Consider the following 21,665-nt stretch of genomic DNA (forward strand, 5'->3'; position numbering starts at 1 on the left):
GAGGCGGCGCGGTGGCGCGCCAGGGGTCCGCCGCCGGCGCGCCGTAGGCGGGCGTGCGGCGGGTTCCGGTGTCCTCGGGGGCGAAGTAGTCCGGCCCGCTCGGCGCCTCCGGCGCGGCCCGTCGCCCGGTGCTCTCCGCGGACCGGCCGTTCAGCGGTCCGCGGGGCTCCTCGGGTTCGGGCGTCGAACGTCGGCCGGCGGCGGGGGGGACGGGGCGCGGCAGGTCCGTGCGGCTGTGCTGCTCCAACAGGTCGGACACGCTCAGTCCGCCGTCGTCCAGCGACCTGCGTCGACGGCCGGTCGGCTGGTCGTCCTGCGGGGCCTGGTCACCTCCGGGTCCGGTGCCGCCACGGCGGGGCTCGTCGGGCACCCGGTCTCCCTTCAGCGTCGGTCACTAGTGGGTCGTCATCACGAGTTGACGACAGCAAGGACACAGTGGTTGCACCAACGGCGTGTCACTTGCCTTGGCGATACTACGGATGACCGCCAGTCCTGACGACCACTCCCGGTGATACAGGGGTCGTCAGTACTCGGTTACGCGCAGCAGACTACGCCTGAAAGGGTGAGCGACCGTCTGGTATCAGTAACCGGCGACCCGGGGTTCGGCCACCCCGCGTCGCCCGGAAGCGGCACCCGCCAGGCGGACCCTGCCGTTCTCCCGGTAGGCGACCGCGTTGCGTCCTGACTGCTTGGCCGTGTAGAGCAGGCTGTCGGCGCGCAGCAGTTGTTGCTCGGGGGCGACCGGCGGGCGAGTCGAGGAGTCGCCGGCGGGCGGTTCGTAAGCCAACCCGATGCTGACCGTCACCCGCAGACCGGGGGCCAGCGAAGCCCAGGAGTGACGCTCGACACGCAGCCGCGCCGACTCGGCGATCTCCACCGCGGCCGCCGCCGACGTGTCCGGCAGCACGAGGACGAACTCCTCGCCGCCGTAGCGGGCGCAGAAACCGCCCTCCGGCAGGTCCTCCTGGAGCAGCTCGACCACGCGTTGCAGCACGCGGTCGCCCAACAAGTGCCCGAACGTGTCATTGACCTGCTTGAACCAGTCCAGGTCGATCAGCGCGATCGCCAACCCGGCCGCCATCGAACCGCGGGTGGCGACGATGTCCACCAGGCGCTCGTCGAGGTAGCGGCGGTTGTAGCTGTCGGTGAGGCTGTCGCGCAGGCTCTGCTCGCGCGCCTCGGCGTGCTCCCGGCGCAGCCGGTCGACCTCCCGGCGCAACTGCTCGGGGACCTGCGGCTGGTCGTCCTGGTCGGCGCAGACCAGGTCGAACGCCGAGCGCAGGTGCTGGTACGCCTGCCGCCACTGGCCGCGGGAAGCGAGCAGCGTCGCGATGGACTCGTGCAACTGGACCAGGCCCGGTCCGTCGTTCTCGGCCACCGCGGCGTCCGGCTCGTGTCGCCCGTCGCGGTCGAACTCGGCGACCTCTGGTCGCAGTGCGGTCATCGTGCTCACCTCCCTACTTGCCAAGGTGTCGTCTGATACGACGCGGCGCTTGAGCGGGCGGGACGCGTCATAGAGGGATTTCCCTCTACTGGTTGACCGTGCACTGCTCCGAAGTGGTGACTTTGCGTGATAGAGGTGCCATCTTGTTCGCTCAGCGTGTTCACCGAGCGCGGATCGCCTCAATTGACGCAGGGCGCGAAGCCGTACACCTTGCCGTTGAGCAGCACGACGTGCTGGGAGCCGATCTGGCTGCCGACCTCGGCGCCGTCCTGCAGCACGGTCAGCGTCACCGCCACCACCAGCACGACACCCCGGGGGTGCTCGTCCTCGCCGGGCGGCGTCCACGTCGGGTCCAGGCGCAGCGTGGACATGGTGGGCTGCACCTTGAGGGTACCCGCCGGCAGCTCGCACCCCTCGTCGACGAAGTCCGGGTGCTGGGTCTCCCGCAGCAGGTCGCGCTGCTCGGAGCCGCCCTGCGCGCCCGCGTCGTTGAGGTCGTTGAAGTAGCCCGTGACCAGGTCGCGCTCCACGTCGGTGACCTGGAGGGGGCGCGGCGCGCCGGCGACCTGCGACCCGCAGGCGGTCAGCGCGAACGCGCACACCGCGGCCAGCACGCCGCGCACGACCACGTCAGCCACCCGAGTGCAGCTCGTCGGCGCCGACGGGCACCGTGGCGTCCTCGGGGTCGTCCAACCAGCCCTCGGGCAGCACCACCCTGGCCGGCGAGCCCTGGCGGCCGCGCGGCTCGTCGGCGCTGTCCGGGAACTCCAGGTCCGGGTCGAGCCTGCCGACCAGGTCGTCCAGCTCGGTGAGGGTGGAGACCATGGCGAGCGAGCGCCGCAGCTCCGCGCCGACCGGGAAGCCCTTCAGGTACCAGGCCATGTGCTTGCGCAGGTCGCGGACGCCCTTGTCCTCGCCGAGGAAGCCCGCGAGCAGCCGGCCGTGCCGGCGCAGGATCTCGCCGACCTCGCCCAGCCGCGGCCCCGGCGGGATCGGCTCGCCCCGGAACGCCGCCTGGAGCTCGCCGAACAGCCACGGCCTGCCGAGGCAGCCGCGCCCGACGACCACGCCGTCGCAGCCCGTCTCGGCGACCATGCGCAGGGCGTCGCGGGCGCTGAAGATGTCGCCGTTGCCGAGCACCGGGATGCTCGTGACGGCCTCCTTGAGCCGCGCGATGGCGGACCAGTCGGCCTGGCCGGAGTACCGCTGGGCCGCGGTGCGCGCGTGCAGGGCGACGGCGCGCGCGCCCTCGTCCTCGGCGATGCGGCCCGCGTCCAGGTAGGTGAGGTGGTCCTCGTCGATGCCGATGCGGAACTTGACCGTCACCGGCACCCCGGCGGGTTCGGCGGCCCGCACCGCGGCGCGCACGATCTGCCGGAACAGCTGCCGCTTGTAGGGGAGCGCCGCCCCGCCGCCCTTGCGGGTGACCTTGGGGACGGGGCAGCCGAAGTTCATGTCGATGTGGTCGGCGCGGTCCTCGTCGACGATGATCTTCGCGGCCTCGCTCATCGACTTCGGGTCGACGCCGTAGAGCTGCATCGACCGCGGCCGCTCACCCTCGTCGAAGGTGATCATCTGCATGGTCTTGGAGTCGCGCTCGACAACGGCCCGCGCCGTGATCATCTCGCACACGTAGAGCGAGGTGGGGCTGCCGAACTCCCGGCACAGCTGCCGGAAGGCGACGTTGGTGATCCCCGCCATCGGCGCGAGCACGACGGCGGGATCGACCAGGTACTGGCCGATCTCCAGGGGCTTGGTGGCGAGGGGCGCGGTGGACATCGCCGTCCATTGTCGCCCAGCGCGGGCAGTGGCGGGTGCCACACGGCGAATCCCCGCCCCCGACCCCCTCGACCGCCCGGCGCCGAGGTGTCCGGGAAGCTCCCGGCCACCGCCGACTGCCGCTCACCGGCCTTCACCGCCGGCATCGGCCGCCGGGCTCGGCCGCCGGGTTGACCGTCGCGGTGGACCGTCGGGGTGGACCGTCGGGGTTGTCGATCAGCGGTTCCCCACGACCCGCCAAGTCGGCTCCAGCGGGACGACGTGGCCGGTCGAACCGGTGAGATCCGTGACCGCGCCGGCCAGTTCACGCAACCGCGGGACCCGCTCCGAGTAGCGGCGGTGCACCTCGACATCGGGCCAGGACGTGACGACGAGGTACCGACCGGCTCCCAGACGGACGAAGACCCCGCCGAGCATCCCGGCGGCGTTCATCGCAGGCGCCCACACCCGGCGCTGGACGTCCACGAAGTGCTCCTCGGCACCCTCGGCCAAGCGGCAGTCGGCAACCCGCAGCACACCACCGGCGCCCATGGCCCGAGCCACGCCCAACGCGCCCCCCGAGCCGGATGGGACCCCATCACCCACCCCCGCCCCAGCCGCCACAACCCCCGGCCCGGACGTGAGCAGCGACACATCCCCACCCGTCAGCCCTGCCGGCACGACCCCCGGCGTGGCCCCCGGCATGGCGAAGAGCACGTCACCGAGCACCACCTCGACGTCGCGACAACCTCCGCCCGACGCCACCGAGTCGTGCCGGTCGCGGAGGAACGCCCGGTGGCCGGCCCGGTCGACCCACAGCGCCAACACGTGCGCCCGCCCCGTCCGCGAGTCCCACCCGCCCACCTGGCAGACCAGCCCGGGCTCGTCGGCGATGACCGACCACCCCCGCTGCGCCGCGGCGAACGCGACCCGCGAACCGGACGGCACGTCACAAGTGATCCACTTCGCCAGCACCGGCACCCCCTCGTGCCCCCGATCGTCCAACCTCGACAAAGGTCGAGGTCAACCGACATCGGCGGTCGGAGGAGGCGGCCACGTACCGCACTGCCACCCGAACACTCACCAGCCCGAACACTCACCAGCCCTGAGCGCCGCTGCCCTGAGCGCCGCTGCCCTGAGCGCCGCTGCCCTGAGCGCCGCTGCCCTGAGCGCCGCTGCCCTGAGCGCCGCCGGCCGTCGGTGCGGAGTCGCGCGGCACGGAGCCCGGTGGCACCGAACCCGGTGGTGCCGGGTCGGACCAGCGGTCAGGGCTGCCCGGTGGCGGCGTGTCCGGTGGCGGCGTTTTCAGTGGTGGTGGGTCCAGTGGTGGTGGGTCCAGTGGGGGCGTGCTCGGCGAGGGCGCGTTCGAGCGGCGTTGCGGCGTCCTCGTCGAAGGCCACCAGCTCGATCCGCTCGACGACCGACGTCGGGGTCGACCGCAGCGTGGCCACGGCGATCCGGGCCGCCCGATCCGCCGGGAAGCCGTAGACGCCCGTGGCGATCGCGGGGAACGCGATGCTGCGCGCACCCACCTCGTCCGCCACCTCCAGGCACCGGCGGTAGCACGAGGCCAGGACCTCGTCCTCGCCGTGACCGCCGCCTTCCCAGACCGGTCCGACCGAGTGGATCACGTGCCGGACCGGCGCCAGGCCGAACGCCGGCGTCGCCCTGGCATCACCGGGCAGGCACGGCGCCATCGCCGAACCGGCCTCGGCCAGCCGCGGACCGGCCGCGCGGTGGATCGCACCGTCCACCCCGCCACCGCCCAGCAGCGATTCGTTGGCGGCGGTCACCACCGCGTCCACCCGGGATGCGGTGATGTCCCCGACCACGACCTCGATGCGTACCACCGGTCCGATGCGCGTCACGGACCGATAGTCACACCGGGGACACGGCCTGCCACCCCCGCTTCACCCACGGCGAAACCCGGGGAACGTCCGGGAGAACGCCTCACCCGCGGCGCCGGACCCCTGCCGTGTCGGCGGATCCTGCGATGCCGGACCCTGTCGCGCTGAGCCTTGTGGTGCTGCCCCTGTGGTTGCCGGCCCCTGTGGTTGCCGGCCCCTGTGGTTGCCGGCCCCTGTGGTGCCGAGCCTGCGGGACCTCGCCCGCTCATCGTTCGATCACAGCTCCACCCCCCAGTCGTTGCACCGCATCGGCCGACCGGGCGGGTACTCGAAGTCCACCTCGCCCAGGAAGGTGAACCCGGCCCGGCGGCACACCGCGTTGGACGCCGGGTGGTCCACCGACGGGAACGCCCGTGCCCAGCGCCGCGTCCCCTCCGCCCGCGCGAGCCCCACCGCGGCCAGCGCCGCCGCCCGAGCCACCCCTCGCCCCTGGAACTCCGGCAGGACGCCCCACCCGACCTCCCACACCGGTTCCCCCTGCCACGACCGCGCCCAGTACCCGACGCTGCCCGCCGGCGCCCCGTCGACCTCCACGCGGAACATCCGGCCGTCACCGGGCGCGAGGTAGCGCCGGTGCCGGTCGACCAGTCGCGCCTCGGACTCAGGGCCGCCGAGGTGCGTGGTCATCTCCGGTGCGTTGAGCCGCCGCAGCAACCCGAGGTCCCCCTCGGACCACGGCTCGATGCGGGTGTTCGCGGTCATGGGGACACCATGCCGGCGGGGTACGACAATTCTTGATCGTCGCAGGTCAGAACGGCACGGTCAGGCAGCCCAGCCGCGCGCCGGCGGTGCCCGCGTGCCCCGGTTCGGTGTGCGTGTGCTCCTCGTGCAGCACCACGGAACCCGGGCGCCGCTCGCCGAACTGCCAGTCCAGGCGCGAGTACGCCACGCCCCGGCCCCACGCGTCGGTGGTGAAGTCGAGCCAGATCTCGTTGCGCGGGTTGGCGAACGCCGGGTCGGTCGCCCCGCCCTGCACGTGCTGGTAGTGCGGCCCGGCGTCGGCGGGCGAGGGTCCGCAGGGGTTCGTGTGGGCGTGCGCGCCGTAGTCGCGATTGGGCAGGAGGCCGCTCACGTGGAGCAGCACGTAGGTCCCGCCGTCGGTCGGCGTGGACAGCACGGTGGCGTGGGCGCCGTCCGGCACGCGCGGGTCGTAGCTGATCAGGTCGCCGGAGGCGGTCAGCAGCGAGCCGGCGAGGGCGAGTGCCAGGGCGAGGTGCATGGGAACTGCTTAGCCCGCGATGGGGCGGCGTTCCAGCATGATCACTCGTTCCGGTGGACTTCAGCACACCCTCGACGGGGACGGCGAGCAGGTCGCCGGCGAGGTCGAAGTCGGGCTCGTCGGACGTGTACGGGACACCGAAGCCGCCGCCAAGGTCCAGTTCCGCGACCGGCAGGGACCGCGACCATCCGCCTTGCGGCCCTCGAACGTGGCGACGAGCGGACCCGCGGGCCGATGTGGCGGTGCAGACCGGCGAAGACCAGGTCGGGCCAGGAGCCGAGACGGTGGCGAGCGCGGGGTGCGTGTCGGAGGCGACGTCCGGCGTGACGCGGAACAGGACGCGCCGGTCGCCCAGCCGGTCCGGATCCAGCGGCGAGCCGACGACCACCCCCTCCACCTCGACCCCGGGCAGCACCGCGCGGAACCACCGTCCGAGCACGTCGCGGACGCGGCCCTGACGCTTGAGCCCGAGTTCCTGCCACCACCCTGACACCGGGTGTGGCACGCGCCACTCCCCAACCACCGTCGAACGAACCCGCCACCGTCCACTAGCCTTGACCGCGGGCCGCTAGCTCAACTGGCAGAGCAGCGGACTTTTAATCCGCGGGTTCAGGGTTCGAGCCCCTGGCGGCCCACCAAAGCCCCAGGTCACAGACTTGGGGCTTCAGCGTGCCAAGATCAGACCCCCGACTTACCCCCGGAATTGCGCGGAACTTCGCTGATCACAGCCGTGAGCGCGTCCGCCCCGGCACGGCCCGGTGAGCGCCTGCCCATGTAGACGTCCTGGGTCATCGACGGTCGGGAGTGGCCGAGGATGTCAGCGATCTGCCGGGCGGTCAGGCCCGCCTCGTCGAGCAGCGTGGCGACCGTTCGGCGGAACGTCCGGAACGTCACCCACTCGTAGCCCGCTCGGGCGATGAACGGCTTCCAGGCCCGGTTGCGGACGTTGGTGGCCTCACGGATCGTGCCCGTCGAGCTGGGGAAGATCGGCCCGTCGAGGTCCACCGCCTTGGACCGGCGTTCGGCCAGCATGGTCACGCACCAGTCCGGGAGCGGGATGGGCCGCTCGGAGTTCTCCGTCTTCCCGCGGTTCACGATCCGGCCACGGCCACGCGCCCGGATGACGTTCCCGACCATCGCCAGCTCCCGCGCCTCGTGGTCGAAGTCCGGCCAGTGCGCGCCCAGGGCCTCCCCGGTCCGTTCCCCGGTGGCCAGGAAGAACCTGATCAGGTCGGGGAGGTCGTCCCGCACGGCCCGTTCGTCCTGGTCGAGCTTCTGGAGCAGGTCGAGCACCTCGGCAGCGGTCAGCGCGCGGGACTGCTGCGGCCGGTTCTTCGCCCGCTTGCTCTCCAGTCGGGTGATCTCCCGAGCCGGGTTGGAGTCGAGCGCGCCGTGTTGCACGGCGTAGGTGCAGACGCCGCTCAGGACGGCCCTGACGGTCTTGGCCGAGCTGGCGCTGGAGTTGTCCCGGACCTTCTTGCACAGGGCGTCCAGGAGCGGCGTGGAGACCTCGTTCATGCGCAGGTCCCCGACCGCGGGGAGCACGAGCCCTTCAAGTCGGTTCCGGTAGGTGTCGACGGTGCCCCAGGAACGGAACTCCCGTTCCGCGTCGCGTTCAACCTCAGCGAGCCACAGGGCCGCTACCTCGCGGAACTTGCTGCTCGCGGTGATGGTCGCACCGGTCACGGGCGACACCCAATCCCGAATGGCGGCTTTGAGGTTGTTCTCCGCGTCGGCGCGGCTGGTGCCCACGCGCTCAACCTCATAGGTTTTGCCGTTAAAGTCGCGGTACAGGCACCGGGCACGATGACGCTTGGGGCCGAGGTGCTCAACCCTGATCTTTCCGTAGGTGCCCAGCGGAAGCGGTCTTCTGCCCATCAGGCCGCCTCCGTGGGCAGGGCCTCGAACCAGGCTTTGACGTCCTCCGAGTTGAAGCGCAGGTGCTTGCCGACCCGTCGGGCCGGTGGCCCGTACTTCCTGGTCCGCCACTGGTAGATGGTGTTGACCGGAACGCGGAGGTAGTTCGATACCTGCTCGATGTCCCAGATCTCGTTCACGCTGCTACCTCCTCTGTGTACTTGCGTTGGCGTTGGGCGCGGAGGCGTTCGGCTATGCCGGAGGCCAGTTCGCGTTCGGCGTCGTTGGCGTAGCCGGAGCCCGCATAGGCCCAGTCGTTGACGACGACCACCGATTCGGCGTCGAGGCCGAGGTGGTCGAGGACTTCGGCGGCGCGGTAGGCGCGTCGGTCCTCGCGGATGCGTTTGAAGGTGGTGGAGTAGTGCTTGGACTTGGTGAGGAAGTGGCCTCGGAAGCCGAGCATGTGGGCCCACTTGCGCAGGTTCAGTTCGGCGTAGAAGTGCAGGTCTCCGAGGTTCCAGGCGGTTTGGATCATGCGTCGGTGGTGGTCGGAGATCCGCAGGTGGTCGATGTCGAGCTGTGAGCGGATGGGCCGGTCGGGGGTGTCGCGTGCGCCGGTGCCTTTGGTGGCGTATTTGGCGACGTAGGCGGCGAGTTTGCCGTCACTGATCGCCCCGTTGTCGTCCTCGACCTCGTGCGCCGAGGCGGCCCGGATGGGGCGGACGTCGACCTGCTCACCCCAGACCAGGGGAAGTACGGTTCCGTCCGGCCGGTGGGTCTCGATCAGTACCGCGCGGGCGGCGGCGTGAACTGCCTGGTCGAGCAGTTCGGCGGTGGCCCAGTCGGGCGCGGGGTCGTGGGGGCCGTGGGGTCCGTCGAGTCGGATGACGGCGTGGAAGTGGACCAGGCCGCGCCGCTGGTACTCGGCGACCTTGGCGTAGGAGAGGCGCGCGTGGTCGGCGAAGGCCCGTACGGTCAGGCCGGCGGCTCGGGCCAGGTGGCGGCGCAGGGTGATGGTGAAGCGGTGCCAGAGCTTGCCGGCGTGGGCCTGCCAGAGCACTGCGCCCACGTAGTCATAGCCGTCCGGGTCGACAGGGGTGCCGATGCGTGGGTCGTCGGGGTGGTGGAACTGCCCGCACCCGGTGCACGGCCGGGCCTTGCCATTGCGGGTGGTGGGTCGGTTGTGGACCGTGCCGAAGGACGGGGCGGTCAGGGTGGCGAACACGCGCGGCCTATCGGCCACGGTCTCGGGGACGCCTTTGCTGCCGCCGGAGAGGCCGGCGCGCATGAGGTGGAAGGCGTCGGCGGCGTACCGGTCGGAGCAGGCCGGGCAGACCGAGGCACGGCGGTTGCCGCAGGGGACCATCACGTCCCCGCCGAGATGGGCCAGGACCCGCGTGGAGTCGAGGTTGTGGAGTTGCCAGGCTCCGGTGAGGCGGATGGGGGCGGCGCATCCGCCGATGGCGGTGACTTTGTCGCGCCAGTCCCGGTAGTCGGGCCGTTGGACCCGGTCGGTGATGCGGTCTTCGAGCGTGAGGACCAAGTGGCCTCCTTTCGGTCGGGTGGTCAGGCGGCGTTGAGCTGGTCGGCGAGCTGGGCGGCGAAGGCGTCGGGGACGTTGACGGCGGCTTGTACGTCGGCCGGGGTGATGGCGCGGCCCTGCTGTCGCACTTCGGCGGCTTTGGTGCCGAGCACGGCTTGGAGGTGGGCCGGGAGCTTGAGCGCTGTGCGCGGCGTGTTAGGAGCCGTCGAGGGCGCCGCCGCCGGAACGGGAGCCACAGCGGCCGTGACGCGGTCGCGGGCGGTGTTGCAGCGGTGCTGGATGACCGGCATGACTTCCGCGATGAGGAAGACGACCAGGGGTACGACGAGGTGGAGGAAGACCACGCCGTACTCGACCCGCCCCGATGGCGGGCGCAGGGCTGACCAGACGTTGGTGATCAGGGTCGCGCCAAGCAGGAGTCGTTTGAGCCAGATGACGGGGGCGGCGTCGACGGCCAGGCCCTGGGAGAGCATTTCGGCTTCCCAGCGCAGCAGGGTGACGAGGATGCCCGCCAGGGCGGGTTCGACCAGCCACGCGCCCCACCACAGCCCGTCGACCGGCGCGAGGTGTCCGGCCAGGAACTCGTGCACCCCGGTGGTGGTGAAGCCGAGCCCGAGGGCGAGGAAGAACCACATGGAGCGGGTGACCGAGACGCGGAAGCGTTCCAGGCGTACCGCGTGCAACAGTGGGTCGGAGGTCAGGTTGTGCAGTTGGTGGGACTCGGCCAGGCGTGCGCGCAGCCGCCGCACAGCCCGGGTCTCGCGCTGGTTGTCGGTGTTGCGTTCGGACAACGGAGCCCCCTCTCACAGGCGGACGGGGACGATGTCGAAGAGGTCTTCGAACTGCATCGGGGCCAGTGCGGTGAGTGCGCCGCCGATGAAGGCGGGGCCGGGGTGCAGGGTGCCGTTGAGGACCCGGTGGAGGGTGGAGCGTTCGACTTCCATGGCGTTGGCCAGGGCGTAGCCCGAGCGGTAGCCGGCCAGTCGGGCGGCCTTGCGGAACTGGTCGACGCGCAGTCGGATCGTCTTGGCCATGGCGGGTCACGCGGCCCGCGCCGTGCGGTCTCGGCGTGCGGCGAGCGCGCGGCCGAGGTGGACCAGGCGGGCGACCTCTTCGAAGGTGACCGGCTCGACCACCAGCGGGACCAGGCGGAACGGCCCGAGGCTTACCGCGGCCTCGCCTGCCGGGGTCGCGCCGAGGTCGGTGACGTGGGTCGAGGCGGTCAGGCCGAAGACCAGTCCGGCGCGGTTGCGGGCGGTGGCCGCCACGGTCAGCACCCGGTCCGGGCGCAGGGTCCAGGTCAGGGTGACGCCGTCCAGGCGGGTGACCCACAGCAGCAGCGCGGCGAGCCGGTCGGGGGCGGGGCCGGTGGTGAACTCGGCGTGCACCGAGCCGGACCGGGTGGAGACGACCAGCCGGTCCGGCCGGGGCAGCCCGGAGGAGCGCATGAGCGAGCGGATAGTGCGGATGATGCGGTCCAACGAATTGGGCATGGCAAAGCTCCAGAAGTGAGACAGGAAGCGAGAAGAGAGAGGAGGTCAGGCGACGACGCGCAGGCTCGCGCCAGGGTCGGCCGGACCGGCCTTGACGAACTCGACCAGTTCGGTGATGTCGCGGTCGCTGGTGTAGGCGGCACGCACTCGGCGCGGGGTGCGGGAACGCGGGTCGACCCGGTAGCCGATTCCGGCGGTGGACTCCTCCGCGCCGATCTCGTCGGCAATCGCGCCGCGCTCGCGGGCGCCCTCGCCCAGGACCATGTCCGGGTGCCGCTCCGAGGTGACGCGCAGGCACACCCGGTGTGGGATCAGGTCCCGGATCGGCAGCACGTCCTTGGACGGCTCCTGCACGTAGACGTCCAACACGTCGTTGGTCGCCCGGCCCATGCTGGAGATGACGGCACAGGCGTTGGTGATCTCGTGGGCGTAGTCGGACTGGTAGGCCATCAGGAACCCGACTTCGTCCAGGATCAGCCAGTCCACCGGATGCTCGCGCGACACCGGAACCGAGCGCTTCCCCAGGCGCTGCAAGCGCTTCTGCTTGCGCTCCATGTTCGTCACAAACCGGGCGATCAACTCCGCGCAGTCCTCCGGATTGTCCGCGTAGCGGCCCTCCAGGATCGGTTTGAGCGCGACGAACTCGAATAGCTTCGGGTCACACACCCACGGCCGGACCAGTCCGTCCCGAATCATCGGCGCGACCGCCCGCAGCTTCGCCATCACCACCGAGTTCTTGCCCGAACCCGTCGCCCCTGCCGTCAGGTGATGGGTGCCGATCAACGGCTCACGCCACTCTCGGCCCAGCTCCGTCTCACCCAGGCACAGCGACCGCAGGTCGACGGCGCCGGAGGACTCCGGCATCGCGGGGGCGGGGATGACCGAGGTGAACGGCTCGCGCCACTGCACGATCAGCGCAACCTCACCGGGCTGGGCCTGCTCGACCGCGACCCGCTCGGCCTTGAGCGTCGCCGCCAGCTCCGGCAGCACCTTGGCGAAGGCCCGCAGCGCCTGACCCGGCACCAGCCGCACCCGCACCACGTCGATCGACGGTGACCACGAGCGCACCCGCAGCACGCGCGGCACCAGGACTTCGCCGGTCCGGTGGTGCAGCGTGGTCAACCCGCACGAGCCCATCAGGTTCACCCAGCGCCGACCGGCATAGGCACCGGTCCACCTGCGCCGCCACGCCCGCAACACCGGCGCCGCCCAGACATCGAAGGTGTCCGGATGCGCCCGGTACCAGGCCGCCGTGCCCACGGCCAGGCCGCCGAGGACACCGCCGGTCACCTCAGGCCCAACCTCCACCATCGACGCCCCGAGTCCGCCGGGGCCGACCACCGCGCCGGGGTGGCGAACCAACCACCGCGCGGTACGGAACTCCCACCCGACCGAACGCCGGGAACCACCCGACGACAACACACTCATCGGCACCTCCCTGTGAATGCGGCGGCGGCCGACCACCCCGAGGTGCCCGGCCGCCGCCCGACAACGAACAGAACTACGAGCGCGGCTTACCGCGCCGACGCCGCCGCACCGACGCCGGTTCGAGCTGCGAGCGGGAATGGGACAACGCGGTCCGCAACACCGCCACCGACCGCACAAACGCGTTGTGGTCGTCCTTGAAACCTTCCCGCCGAAACGGGATGTCCACGGTCGCCCGGCGCAGTTGCCGCATGGCCTTGTCCAGGCATTCCAACGTCATGGTCAATTGCTGTGACATCACACCTTCCACTCCCGGGTCTTCAACTCCGTCTCATACCGGGCCGCCCGGTCCTTCAACACCGTCAGATTCCGCCGCACCTGGACCAGCAGCTTCCGCAACTCATCCGGCGGTGTCACCCGCCACGACCCAGGAGGAGCCGGGTTCTCCCGCATCCGCGCGATCAGCTTGTCCAACGGCTCGAACTGCTCGGTCACGAAATCAATCGCATTGACCAACTGGGCATACCGCTCCTCGGCCTTGCCGCTACCCGTCACCTGCCTCCCTTCCGGCGAGCCGCTTCAGGTCCCGCCAGAACTCCATGACCTCGAAACCGGTCGGGGTGGCGAACAGCAGGTTCACCCACGCCCGCACCGCACCCGAACGCAGCAACAACCGACGCGAGAACACGAACACCAACCCCGCGTTGCCCAGCCGGTGCACCGCCCTCGCTTCCCAGGCCGGTACCGGCTTCATCTCCTCAGTGCCGACCGTCCGAAAAACCCGGAGGGACCGCACCGACAGCGCATAGCCGTCCACATCCGAACAGATTCGCTCCAGCACCGTCATGGCCTGTTGCAACTCGACCGCGCCGGGACGAGGAAGGATCAACCTGACCGGATATTCCACGAACGACCCACCAGCCGCGCTCACCTCCTCTCCGTGAGGCAAAGGAACGCGAGCAGCGCATCGTTGCCGGCTCGCACCGTCTCAACCAGGAAAGTCCTTATGTCCACTGCCACCTCCACATCGGAGCCCACGGCAACCCCGGAGTCACTGAAAACTCCGGGATCACCGAAAACCCCGGCACGCCACACAAGCGCGCCGGATTCAGGCATGGCTCTACCCACTGTGGAATTGACAAAGAACAAGCAGCCCGCGAAAACGGCTTGAAAAACTCGCTAGAAGAAAATCCGAACCGGTCCGGCGGTCAGGCCGCGCTGCGCACCGGACGCGCCACCGGCTTCAACCCCGCCGCCTTGAACCACAAGCCCGCCGAGGCGATCTTGCGCGGGTCGGTCCGGTCCGGGATCTCGTAGGTGTTCACCACCGCGCCGACCAGCTCCACGTACATCCCCTCCTCGAACCCCTCACCGGGGTCACCGGGCAGGTTCACGCGGATCTCCTCACCCTTGCCCGCACGCCGACCCTCCACCGCCACCGGCTTGGCGAACAGGGTCACCACGTACTGCACCTCACCCGACACCCGGTCCACCACCGGCGACACCGTGCCGTCCTCCGCCTCCCGCACCTTCGCGGCCGGGGCCTCGGTGATCATCAGCCGGTAACCGTCGAGCACGACCGGCAGGTCCTGAAGCGCCACGCTGAATCTCCTTGGTCAGAGGCGATCCGTCATCGCCCGTCATGACTACCAACATAGCTAGTAGAGTTGGTAGAGACACTAGGCCATTCGAGTGACTTCCAGCACTGCTAGCTCTGCCGCTACAGTTTGTGCATGGCCCTCGACCCGACGGACCCCAGACCGGCCTATCAGCAGATCGCGGACGACTTGCGCCGCCACATCGCTTCCGACGAGGTCCAGGTCGGAGACAAGCTCGACTCGCTCACCGAGCTGCAAACCAAGTACGGCCGCGCTGTGATGACGTTGCAGAAGGCGCTTGACGTGCTGCGCAACGAAGGACTGGTCATCTCTCGCCAGGGCGAGGGGACGATCGTCGTCAGAAAGCCGGAAGCCCATGCGGGGGAGGGCATCCCCACCCCGCATGAGCTTCGGCAGATGTTCGAACGGATCAACAGCGCGTTGGACGACCTCAGTCAGCGCTTGACGGCTGTTGAGACCGAGGTGTTCGGTGCCGCGAAAGATGCTCCTCGACCCGACTCAAACGACCGCTGAGGTCATCCAACCGCGTCAGCAGGTGGGCGAACATGCCGCGCAGCTCTGCCGCGTCGCCGCCCACCTCACCACCTTCCCCCGACATCACGCCCCCGATCTCGACCGTCCTGCTTACGTCGTCCGTTACGCCGCGACCTGCAACGCTTCGAGCGTGCGTGTCTGCTCACCCTCCTCTTGGACGTGGTCGAGCATGCTCAGCCACACCGCGCGGGCGCGGAGACCGTGGTCCTCGTGGTGGTAGAAGCGCACGGCGCTTTCGACGCTGGCCATGGTGAACAGGAGCTTCTCGCCGTTGGCCGCCATCAGGACCCGGTCCTCGAACGCCATCCCGTAGGCGACGACCCGGCCGTTGACGCGCTCGCCGTGTTCCTGCACCACCGCGAACAACCGCGGCGCACCCTGCTCGGCCAGGAAGTCACCCACCGCCCGGAACAGCGCCTCATCACACACCGGCGGCAACCCTTCGAAGTCGATGTCGTTCATCGGTTCACCGCCTCGGCCACCTCGTCCGGCGTGGTGCCGACGATCGCCGTCAACGCTTCGAAGTCCACGGGCGCGAGCCTGGTCAACGCCTCGCACCGGTCCGCGAACGCCGTCGCCTCCGCCGCGAGCCGCCGGGCGAAGTCGATCGCCAACCGCGCACCGTCCTCACGACCCGCGATCTGCACCGTCAACCGCGCGTCACCGGACGAGACCACCAAAGACGGGTGCCCCTGTGCCCGTTCCACCAGCACCGCGCCCGTGTCCTCCTCCGGCTGGAGAAGCACGTACAGCCCCATCGAACTCACCTCCGTGTACAGCTGGTCCCTTGCCGGACCAGATTCACGCGTAAGGAAGTTCGGTCCCATACGAATAGCTATTGGCATTAATGGCATCGCCACTATCCGCAGGTCAGCGCCGTGACCGGCGAGTTACACTCCGAAGTAGACGCAGCACGGGCAGGGGGTGAGCGGAGGAGTGACCACGTCTCGGCGGCTCTGCCGCACGTGTGACACCTGGCTCGCCAGTGACAACCGGGGCACCCAGTGTGGAAAGTGCGCCGCGGCCTCTACACTCCGCGCCCCGGAGCTGCCGCCCGAGTTCTGGGCACGTCCCGACTTGCGCGAGGCGTTCGAGTCCCGCCACATCGGCCGCGTCTTTCGCGCCTACCGCCAAGCCCAGAGCCCCACGGTCTCACAGACCACCCTCGCGGCGTGGCTCGACCTGACCCAAGGGCGGGTCAGCGAAGTCGAGCGCACCCGCCGCCCGATCACCGACCTCGAACGCCTCGAACGCTGGTGCGACGCCCTCCACGTGCCCCGGCACCTGCGGTGGTTCAGCGGCGGCGTGCGGGAAGTTCACGACGTCCACGACCTCTACGCGAACCGCACCACCGACCCGGCCCCCGTCTACTCGCCCCGGCCAACCTGGGCGCCGGTCGACCAGGCCCCAGCGGCCTTCGGCTCGCAAGAGCTGGACATCGTCCAGGTGGCCATTCCGCGACTACGCCGAGCACTCGACATCCTCGACCTGCCCGAGGACGGCCCCACGAGAAGCCTTGCCGAACTGCGCACCGCCGTGGCCCTGATGAACGAGCACCGCCTTGAAGCGCGCTACGGGAACTCGTGCGCCACCTACCCGGCCTGCTGGGCGAACTGGCCCGCGCCCGCCAGCTCCTGACCGCAGACGACCGCCGCCAGGCCGCGACCCTGCTGACCTTGGCCCTGCGCGCCGCCGACGGGGTGGCCTACAAGTTCCGCTACTTCGACCTGTCTGCCCGCCTGATCGACCTCATGCGCACCACGGCCCAGGACTCCGAGGACCCGCTGTTGCCCGCAGCGGTGGCCTACGTGCGCACGGAGACGTTCTTCGCCAGCGGCGACCTCCACACCGCCGCCCGCGCCCTGGACCTGGCCGCCGACCAGATCCCCACCCGAGCCCTGAAGCAGGCCCCGACCGCAGCGGCGTTCGGCGCACTCCACATGCGCGCCGCGGTCGTCGCCGCACGAGCGGGCAAGGCCGACATCGCAGCCGACCACCTGCTCACCGCCCGCTACGCCGTCCAAACCACTCCGGAAGGCGTCTACCACGGCACCGCGTTCGGCCCCGCCTCCCTGCGCATCCACGAGCTGGCCGTAGCCGCCGAACTCCGCGACCCGACAGGCATCCAACGAGCCGCCACCTGGCGACCACCACAGGAGCTACCCGCCGAACGCCGCTCGCACTACTACATCGACCTCGCCCGAGCCCAACTCGACCTCGGCCACCACGAAGACGCCTACCTGTGCTTGCAGAGCGCCCGCCAAGCAGCACCCGAACACACCCGCGCCCACCCACAGGTACGCCAAGCCCTGTCGGTACTGCTGCGCACCCACCCCTCACTCAGCTCCGGCCTGCTCGACCTCGCCGCATGGGCGGGCGCTCGCTGAAGCAGCGTCGTATCCGTAGACGGCTCAAGAGGTCGACAACAGCGCGGGCAGGTCGTGCAAGGAGTCGATCACCCAATCGGCATCACGACGGACCAGCGGATCGTCAGCCCACAGGTAGCCCCATGGGCCACGCCGGATCAACGCCGTGCGCAGTCCAGCAGTCTTCGCCGGGACGACGTCATTGTCCCGGTGGTCACCGACGTAGAGCACGTCTGCGGCGCTCGCCGCGGGCGTCATGGCCACGACCCGTTCGAAGAAGTCCGGAGCAGGTTTGGCCACCTCCCACTCACCGGAGGTCGCCAATCCGTCCACCGGGAGCTCCAACTCACGCAGCAGCTCGGCGGTGCGAACGGTCTGGTTGCCCGCGACACCGACCCATAGCCCCAGCTCACGAAGCCGCGCCAGCCCGGTCCGCACATCCGGGTACAAGTCGCCCTCGTCAATGCGCTCACCCACCCCCGCCTCCTCCCGCAACCGCCGCTCACGGGCAACGTCGAAGCCGGGCCGGAAGTACTGGAACGTCTCGGCGTTGTCCCTCCCCGCCGCCGTGACCGCACCCAACACCGTGGAGAAGGTATGCCGGGACACGCCGATCCAGTCGGCCCACGCACCCCACTCCCGAGAGTCATCCAGCAACGTCTCGCCAACGTCGAACACCACCGCCGTCACCATGCCCTACTCCTACGCCATCAGCACTCAGCGCGCGACAGGCCCCCGGCACGTGGAGACCCCGTACGACCTCGGTGTTCAGAATTTCTTTTCTTCATCAAGGCGGCCCCCTCCGGGGGCCGCTGGCCGTTGGTGCCCAACCGACGCCGAAGGACCGGCGCGCCCCTGTAGTGCGGCACGCCCAAGCGGGCCTGGCGGCCCGCGGGCGTGCCACGCGAGGAAGGGCGCCGGCCCCGACATCGGCGAAGAACGGCCAGCGACCCCCGAAGGTGACCGTAAGGATCAAAAGAAGCGCTCGCCGCGCGGCAGGCCAGCAGGATGACCGGAGTGGCACCGCCAGCTCGGCTACCAGCGTGGGCCGGGGCAACGTGTCATCCCACTGACCTCCCCGAGGGCAACCACACGTGTCAAGGGGGCAGTCCCGGCCCAATGTGCCGGTCGTGACGGCAGGTGCCCCCTTGACACGTATGGTTGGGACGAGCCAGGTCGGCGGGATGACACGAAGCCCCTGCTTTGTAATGTCGCGAACGGGTCATCGTAGAAGGTCTTAACCACTCGTGTAACGCTGAGATCATCGATCACGATGCATTACATACGTAGGTCCATGTAAGTGCAGGCAGGTGCTCATATTGGCTCGCCATATGGCCAGCGGTGCAGTGCTTGACTGTGTCTGTTGAAGCTAATCGATAGACCACAACTCCAGCAGATCTCCAGACAGTGCCATGTTGCTCACGTCTGTGCGGAAGTCGTAGAGTGGCGTCCGTGCAGCCGAACCCTCAAGGTCCCCAGCTACGACGGAACATCGACGAATTCTACGCCTGGCGTTTGAATCACCTGAAAGGTGACGAGAAGGGTGAGGCGCAGATATTTCTTGATCGCTTGTTTCGCGCGTTTGGCCATGCGGGCATCAAAGAAGCTGGTGCAACTCTCGAAGAGCGAATCAAAAAGAACGATGTCAAGGGCACTGCTTTTGCTGACCTTATGTGGAAGCCGCGGTGTCTTGTTGAGATGAAGAAATCTGGCTCTGACCTCAAGCGACACTACCGGCAAGCCTTTGACTACTGGGTCAATGCGGTTCCCAACAGGCCTCGCTACGTTGTGCTGTGCAACTTCGATGAGTTTTGGGTCTATGATTTTGACTCGCAGATGGATGCGCCGGTCGAGCAAGTATCGCTTGATCAGTTGGCGAGCCGCTGGGAGTCGCTTGCCTTTCTGCTGCCCGAAGAGAAAAAGCCGTCATTCGGTAATGATCTAGTTGCAGTCACTCGTGAGGCTGCGGCAGCTGTAGCTGGTGTATTCGGAGAGATGCACCAACGAGGAGTCAGGCGAGAGGTTGCCCAAAGATTCGTGCTGCAGTCAGTAATGGCGATGTTTGCAGAGGACATCGGCCTACTTCCAGCGCACTTCTTTACTGCGGCCCTTGATGATAGTTTGGCGACAAAAAAGCCGACGGATACAGCATATGATCTACTTTTCAATCTCTTTCGGGAGATGAATACCGCAGGATTCACGGCTGGAGGAAGGTACCGGGGAACGCCTTACTTCAATGGAGGTTTGTTCGCAGATATAAATCCTTTCGACATCAGCAAAGATGAACTTCAGCGACTTAGGCAGGCAGCTAATACCGACTGGTCCGCTGTGCGTCCAGAGATTTTTGGGACCTTGTTTGAACAGTCGATGGATAAAGATGAACGACACGCGTCTGGTGCGCACTTTACCAGTCAAGCAGATATTGCGAAGGTTGTCGGCCCTACGATCGTAACTCCCTGGCGGGAACGTATCGCGGAGGCTCGTACTCGCGGTAGTGGTGGTATTGAGGCAATGAACAAGGTCCTTGCCGACATGTTCACTTTTAGAGTGCTCGATCCCGCATGCGGCTCCGGAAACTTCCTCTACGTCGCCTATCGAGAAATGCGCCGCCTCGAACATGAAGCGCTGATTGCCGTCTCAGAAATGCGACGTAATCCGGTTCTGGCGCTTCAGGGTACGTTGTCATATGTAACTCCGGATCACTTTTTTGGCATTGACGTCAATCCATTTGCCGTCGAGTTGGCTAAAGTGACAATGATGCTCGCGAAGAAGCTTTCTGCCGACGAGTTGGGCGACGACCGTCATGTTCTCCCTTTGGATAACTTGAGTGACACCATCCGGGCAACCGACGCTCTCTTCAGTCCATGGCCAAAGGCAGATGCAATCATTGGAAACCCGCCATTTCTTGGGCGCCGTTTTATGGTTGGCGAACTAGGGGCTGATTATTGTCATAAGCTAGCCGAAAGGCATCCGAATGTCAGTGGAGTATCAGACTTCGTTACCTACTGGTTCCCGCTCGCGCATGACCGGTTGCCAAGCGGAGGTAGGGCTGGGTTCGTTGCAACGAACAGTATTCGGCAGGTTCATTCGAGGAAAGCGTCTCTTGATTATATCGTAGATAATGGAGGGGTCATTTATGATGCAGTGTCGACTCAGCCATGGGCGGGAGATGCGAAAGTCTTCGTATCCATCGTAAATTGGATTAAAGATGCTGATGTTACACCGAAAGTTTTGTGGCTAAATGATGGTGATCTAAGGCTTGAGGTCGATACTATTCCAACTAGCCTGTCGCCAACCGTGGACGTGCGAGGAGCGCAGCCTCTCCTAGCAAATCAAAGGCCGCAACGTTGCTTCCAAGGGCAGACACCTGGGGTCACTCGCGGTGATGGGTTCGTCATCGGCGAGGCTCAGGCCGTAAAACTAGGCCTCGACTCCGGGCATATTCATCCATTTCTAGGAGGGGATGAACTGCTCTGGAAGTCTGCGGTCGATAGGTATGTAATCGACGTTGCGATCGATGACGTCATGTCTGCGAATGCCGATATTCCGGCAATCATGAAGTACCTTCGAGCAAGCGTTCTGCCAAAACGGGAAGAGGCTGCCAGTAAAGAGTCCGCTCGTAACGCTAAAATTTTGAATGAGAACCCAAAGGCAAAAGTAAACAAGCATCACGCAAACTTTTTGGCTCGATGGTGGAAATTGGCCTACAGGCGTGAAGATTTGCTGCGGGAGATATCGACGAGAAAACGCTACATCGCCACTTCGAGGGTGGCCTCATTGAATCGTCTCGCAGTCTTCGAATTTGTGGACTCGGCAATTCATCCAGGTGACGCATTGACTGTATTTGCGATGGACGATGACTATTCTTTGGGCGTCCTTTCTTCGAGCGTTCACCATGACTGGACTCGTGCTCGATGCTCCACGTTCAAGGGTGATCCCAGGTACACGTCAACCACCGTGTTCGATTCCTTTCCGTGGCCGCAAAGTCCAAGCGTTGAAACCGTAAAGGCAGTGGCAGAGGTTTCTGCGGAAATCGTTAGTAGGCGCGCCGCCATGGTGGCTCGTGGCGTAATGTTGGGTGATCAATACGATTCTTTGCGAACGCCTGGGAAGAATTGGCTTCGAGACCTTCATGAGGAACTTGACCGTCTCGTGCTCCAAGCTTACGGATTTTCCTCGCAGGAGAGTTCGCTTGCTCAAATTCTGGCAATCAACCAAGACCTCGCATCTAATACAGTTGGGGTTCGTGAGCCGGGTGGGCATCACTGGCGTGAGTCCCAAGTATCAGAACACCGTCTGCTTCCGCCCGAGGCGCTGAGGCGATTGGATTCTTAAGCTGACAAGGCAGAGGTGACTGCGGTTCGATGAGGGCGAGGCGGGCTACGGGTACAGGGTTCGGGTTGTAAAAAACAAGATCGAAGCCCTGACTTACCCCCGGAAAACGATGGCAGATGATCGGCTCAATCTGTCTACGATGGATGTTCGCTTTTGAGAAGGACG

General features: G+C 67.5%; 28 protein-coding genes and 1 tRNA gene. 6 read left to right on the forward strand and 23 right to left on the reverse strand.

The annotated features are described in order from the left end of the window. The 8 genes from ACFV4N_RS02915 to ACFV4N_RS02950 all read right to left on the reverse strand — a co-directional run. The coding region (locus ACFV4N_RS02915; protein WP_499670795.1) for a hypothetical protein at nucleotides 1–370 on the reverse strand (370 nt) is incomplete at its 3' end. A gap of 210 nt (nucleotides 371–580) precedes the next feature. Then, nucleotides 581–1,444 carry a GGDEF domain-containing protein gene (locus ACFV4N_RS02920; protein WP_499670796.1) on the reverse strand — a complete coding sequence of 288 codons (864 nt, stop codon included), beginning with the start codon at nucleotides 1,442–1,444 and terminating at the stop codon, nucleotides 581–583. Nucleotides 1,445–1,623: 179 nt separating this feature from the next. Then, entirely contained in the window at nucleotides 1,624–2,082 is a 459-nt protein-coding gene (locus ACFV4N_RS02925; RefSeq protein WP_499670797.1) for a hypothetical protein, read from the reverse strand. Then, entirely contained in the window at nucleotides 2,075–3,223 is a 1,149-nt protein-coding gene (gene dusB / locus ACFV4N_RS02930; RefSeq protein ID WP_499670798.1) for a tRNA dihydrouridine synthase DusB, read from the reverse strand. The genes ACFV4N_RS02925 and dusB overlap by 8 nt, the downstream gene beginning before the upstream one ends. A gap of 216 nt (nucleotides 3,224–3,439) precedes the next feature. Continuing rightward, complete coding sequence (locus ACFV4N_RS02935) at nucleotides 3,440–4,207, reverse strand: DUF4937 domain-containing protein (protein WP_499670799.1); 768 nt, start codon at nucleotides 4,205–4,207, stop codon at nucleotides 3,440–3,442. A 260-nt stretch (nucleotides 4,208–4,467) separates the two neighbouring features. Beyond that, complete coding sequence (locus ACFV4N_RS02940; protein WP_499670800.1) at nucleotides 4,468–5,070, reverse strand: O-acetyl-ADP-ribose deacetylase; 603 nt, start codon at nucleotides 5,068–5,070, stop codon at nucleotides 4,468–4,470. 255 nt (nucleotides 5,071–5,325) lie between these two features. Beyond that, nucleotides 5,326–5,811 (reverse strand): GNAT family N-acetyltransferase, encoded by a 486-nt coding sequence (locus ACFV4N_RS02945; protein ID WP_499670801.1) that lies wholly within the window; start codon nucleotides 5,809–5,811, stop codon nucleotides 5,326–5,328. Nucleotides 5,812–5,857: 46 nt separating this feature from the next. Next, nucleotides 5,858–6,328 (reverse strand): superoxide dismutase, encoded by a 471-nt coding sequence (locus ACFV4N_RS02950; protein ID WP_499670802.1) that lies wholly within the window; start codon nucleotides 6,326–6,328, stop codon nucleotides 5,858–5,860. Nucleotides 6,329–6,626: 298 nt separating this feature from the next. Here ACFV4N_RS02950 and ACFV4N_RS02955 point away from each other — a divergent pair, with 298 nt between their 5' ends. Both ACFV4N_RS02955 and ACFV4N_RS02960 read left to right on the forward strand, forming a co-directional pair. Then, complete coding sequence (locus tag ACFV4N_RS02955; RefSeq protein WP_499670803.1) at nucleotides 6,627–6,818, forward strand: hypothetical protein; 192 nt, start codon at nucleotides 6,627–6,629, stop codon at nucleotides 6,816–6,818. Between the two features lie 72 nt (nucleotides 6,819–6,890). Further along, a tRNA-Lys gene (locus ACFV4N_RS02960) sits at nucleotides 6,891–6,966 on the forward strand. 40 nt (nucleotides 6,967–7,006) lie between these two features. Here the strand turns inward: ACFV4N_RS02960 and ACFV4N_RS02965 are convergent. The 12 genes from ACFV4N_RS02965 to ACFV4N_RS03020 all read right to left on the reverse strand — a co-directional run bounded on the left by ACFV4N_RS02965 (nucleotide 7,007) and on the right by ACFV4N_RS03020 (nucleotide 14,247). Beyond that, nucleotides 7,007–8,080 (reverse strand): tyrosine-type recombinase/integrase, encoded by a 1,074-nt coding sequence (locus ACFV4N_RS02965; protein WP_499670804.1) that lies wholly within the window; start codon nucleotides 8,078–8,080, stop codon nucleotides 7,007–7,009. 125 nt (nucleotides 8,081–8,205) lie between these two features. Next, nucleotides 8,206–8,385, reverse strand: a complete 180-nt coding sequence (locus ACFV4N_RS02970) for a helix-turn-helix domain-containing protein (protein ID WP_499670805.1) — start codon at nucleotides 8,383–8,385, stop codon at nucleotides 8,206–8,208. Continuing rightward, nucleotides 8,382–9,728 (reverse strand): replication initiator, encoded by a 1,347-nt coding sequence (locus tag ACFV4N_RS02975; protein ID WP_499670806.1) that lies wholly within the window; start codon nucleotides 9,726–9,728, stop codon nucleotides 8,382–8,384. Before ACFV4N_RS02975 ends, ACFV4N_RS02970 begins: the two co-directional genes overlap by 4 nt. 23 nt (nucleotides 9,729–9,751) lie before the next feature. Beyond that, entirely contained in the window at nucleotides 9,752–10,519 is a 768-nt protein-coding gene (locus tag ACFV4N_RS02980; RefSeq protein ID WP_499670807.1) for a hypothetical protein, read from the reverse strand. 12 nt (nucleotides 10,520–10,531) lie between these two features. Further along, a complete protein-coding gene (locus ACFV4N_RS02985) occupies nucleotides 10,532–10,762 on the reverse strand; it encodes a transcriptional regulator (RefSeq protein WP_499670808.1) in 231 nt (76 codons plus the stop codon). Between the two features lie 6 nt (nucleotides 10,763–10,768). Beyond that, entirely contained in the window at nucleotides 10,769–11,221 is a 453-nt protein-coding gene (locus tag ACFV4N_RS02990) for a hypothetical protein (RefSeq protein WP_499670809.1), read from the reverse strand. A 45-nt stretch (nucleotides 11,222–11,266) separates the two neighbouring features. Beyond that, nucleotides 11,267–12,649, reverse strand: coding sequence for an FtsK/SpoIIIE domain-containing protein (locus tag ACFV4N_RS02995; protein WP_499670906.1), 1,383 nt, complete (start codon nucleotides 12,647–12,649; stop codon nucleotides 11,267–11,269). Between the two features lie 73 nt (nucleotides 12,650–12,722). Further along, on the reverse strand, nucleotides 12,723–12,956 hold the full coding sequence (locus ACFV4N_RS03000; protein ID WP_499670810.1) for a hypothetical protein: 234 nt from the start codon (nucleotides 12,954–12,956) through the stop codon (nucleotides 12,723–12,725). Further along, on the reverse strand, nucleotides 12,944–13,201 hold the full coding sequence (locus ACFV4N_RS03005) for a hypothetical protein (protein WP_499670811.1): 258 nt from the start codon (nucleotides 13,199–13,201) through the stop codon (nucleotides 12,944–12,946). Before ACFV4N_RS03005 ends, ACFV4N_RS03000 begins: the two co-directional genes overlap by 13 nt. Then, nucleotides 13,191–13,577, reverse strand: coding sequence for a hypothetical protein (locus tag ACFV4N_RS03010; RefSeq protein ID WP_499670812.1), 387 nt, complete (start codon nucleotides 13,575–13,577; stop codon nucleotides 13,191–13,193). The genes ACFV4N_RS03005 and ACFV4N_RS03010 overlap by 11 nt, the downstream gene beginning before the upstream one ends. Then, nucleotides 13,574–13,762 carry a hypothetical protein gene (locus tag ACFV4N_RS03015; RefSeq protein WP_499670813.1) on the reverse strand — a complete coding sequence of 63 codons (189 nt, stop codon included), beginning with the start codon at nucleotides 13,760–13,762 and terminating at the stop codon, nucleotides 13,574–13,576. The genes ACFV4N_RS03010 and ACFV4N_RS03015 overlap by 4 nt, the downstream gene beginning before the upstream one ends. A gap of 92 nt (nucleotides 13,763–13,854) precedes the next feature. Next, nucleotides 13,855–14,247 carry a hypothetical protein gene (locus ACFV4N_RS03020; protein ID WP_499670814.1) on the reverse strand — a complete coding sequence of 131 codons (393 nt, stop codon included), beginning with the start codon at nucleotides 14,245–14,247 and terminating at the stop codon, nucleotides 13,855–13,857. 132 nt (nucleotides 14,248–14,379) lie between these two features. On the opposite strand from ACFV4N_RS03020, the gene ACFV4N_RS03025 reads away from it, so the two are divergent. Next, entirely contained in the window at nucleotides 14,380–14,778 is a 399-nt protein-coding gene (locus ACFV4N_RS03025) for a GntR family transcriptional regulator (protein WP_499670815.1), read from the forward strand. A 123-nt stretch (nucleotides 14,779–14,901) separates the two neighbouring features. Here ACFV4N_RS03025 and ACFV4N_RS03030 read toward each other — a convergent pair whose 3' ends face one another. Together ACFV4N_RS03030 and ACFV4N_RS03035 are read right to left on the reverse strand one after the other, a co-directional pair. Then, on the reverse strand, nucleotides 14,902–15,261 hold the full coding sequence (locus ACFV4N_RS03030) for a hypothetical protein (RefSeq protein ID WP_499670816.1): 360 nt from the start codon (nucleotides 15,259–15,261) through the stop codon (nucleotides 14,902–14,904). Further along, nucleotides 15,258–15,557: a hypothetical protein gene (locus tag ACFV4N_RS03035; RefSeq protein ID WP_499670817.1), complete on the reverse strand. Its 300-nt coding sequence runs from the start codon at nucleotides 15,555–15,557 to the stop codon at nucleotides 15,258–15,260. The genes ACFV4N_RS03030 and ACFV4N_RS03035 overlap by 4 nt, the downstream gene beginning before the upstream one ends. Before the next feature lie 319 nt (nucleotides 15,558–15,876). On the opposite strand from ACFV4N_RS03035, the gene ACFV4N_RS03040 reads away from it, so the two are divergent. Both ACFV4N_RS03040 and ACFV4N_RS03045 read left to right on the forward strand, forming a co-directional pair. Then, entirely contained in the window at nucleotides 15,877–16,437 is a 561-nt protein-coding gene (locus tag ACFV4N_RS03040) for a helix-turn-helix domain-containing protein (protein ID WP_499670818.1), read from the forward strand. After that, complete coding sequence (locus tag ACFV4N_RS03045) at nucleotides 16,383–17,186, forward strand: hypothetical protein (RefSeq protein WP_499670819.1); 804 nt, start codon at nucleotides 16,383–16,385, stop codon at nucleotides 17,184–17,186. The genes ACFV4N_RS03040 and ACFV4N_RS03045 overlap by 55 nt, the downstream gene beginning before the upstream one ends. A gap of 24 nt (nucleotides 17,187–17,210) precedes the next feature. On the opposite strand, the gene ACFV4N_RS03050 is transcribed toward ACFV4N_RS03045, so the two are convergent. Beyond that, nucleotides 17,211–17,858, reverse strand: coding sequence for an HAD family hydrolase (locus ACFV4N_RS03050; RefSeq protein WP_499670820.1), 648 nt, complete (start codon nucleotides 17,856–17,858; stop codon nucleotides 17,211–17,213). 759 nt (nucleotides 17,859–18,617) lie between these two features. Between ACFV4N_RS03050 and ACFV4N_RS03055 the strand changes: the two genes are divergently transcribed. Continuing rightward, nucleotides 18,618–21,500: a DNA methyltransferase gene (locus ACFV4N_RS03055; protein ID WP_499670821.1), complete on the forward strand. Its 2,883-nt coding sequence runs from the start codon at nucleotides 18,618–18,620 to the stop codon at nucleotides 21,498–21,500. Nucleotides 21,501–21,665: the final 165 nt, after the last annotated feature.

Source organism: Actinosynnema sp. NPDC059797 (assembly GCF_042732085.1).
GTDB lineage: Bacteria > Actinomycetota > Actinomycetes > Mycobacteriales > Pseudonocardiaceae > Actinosynnema.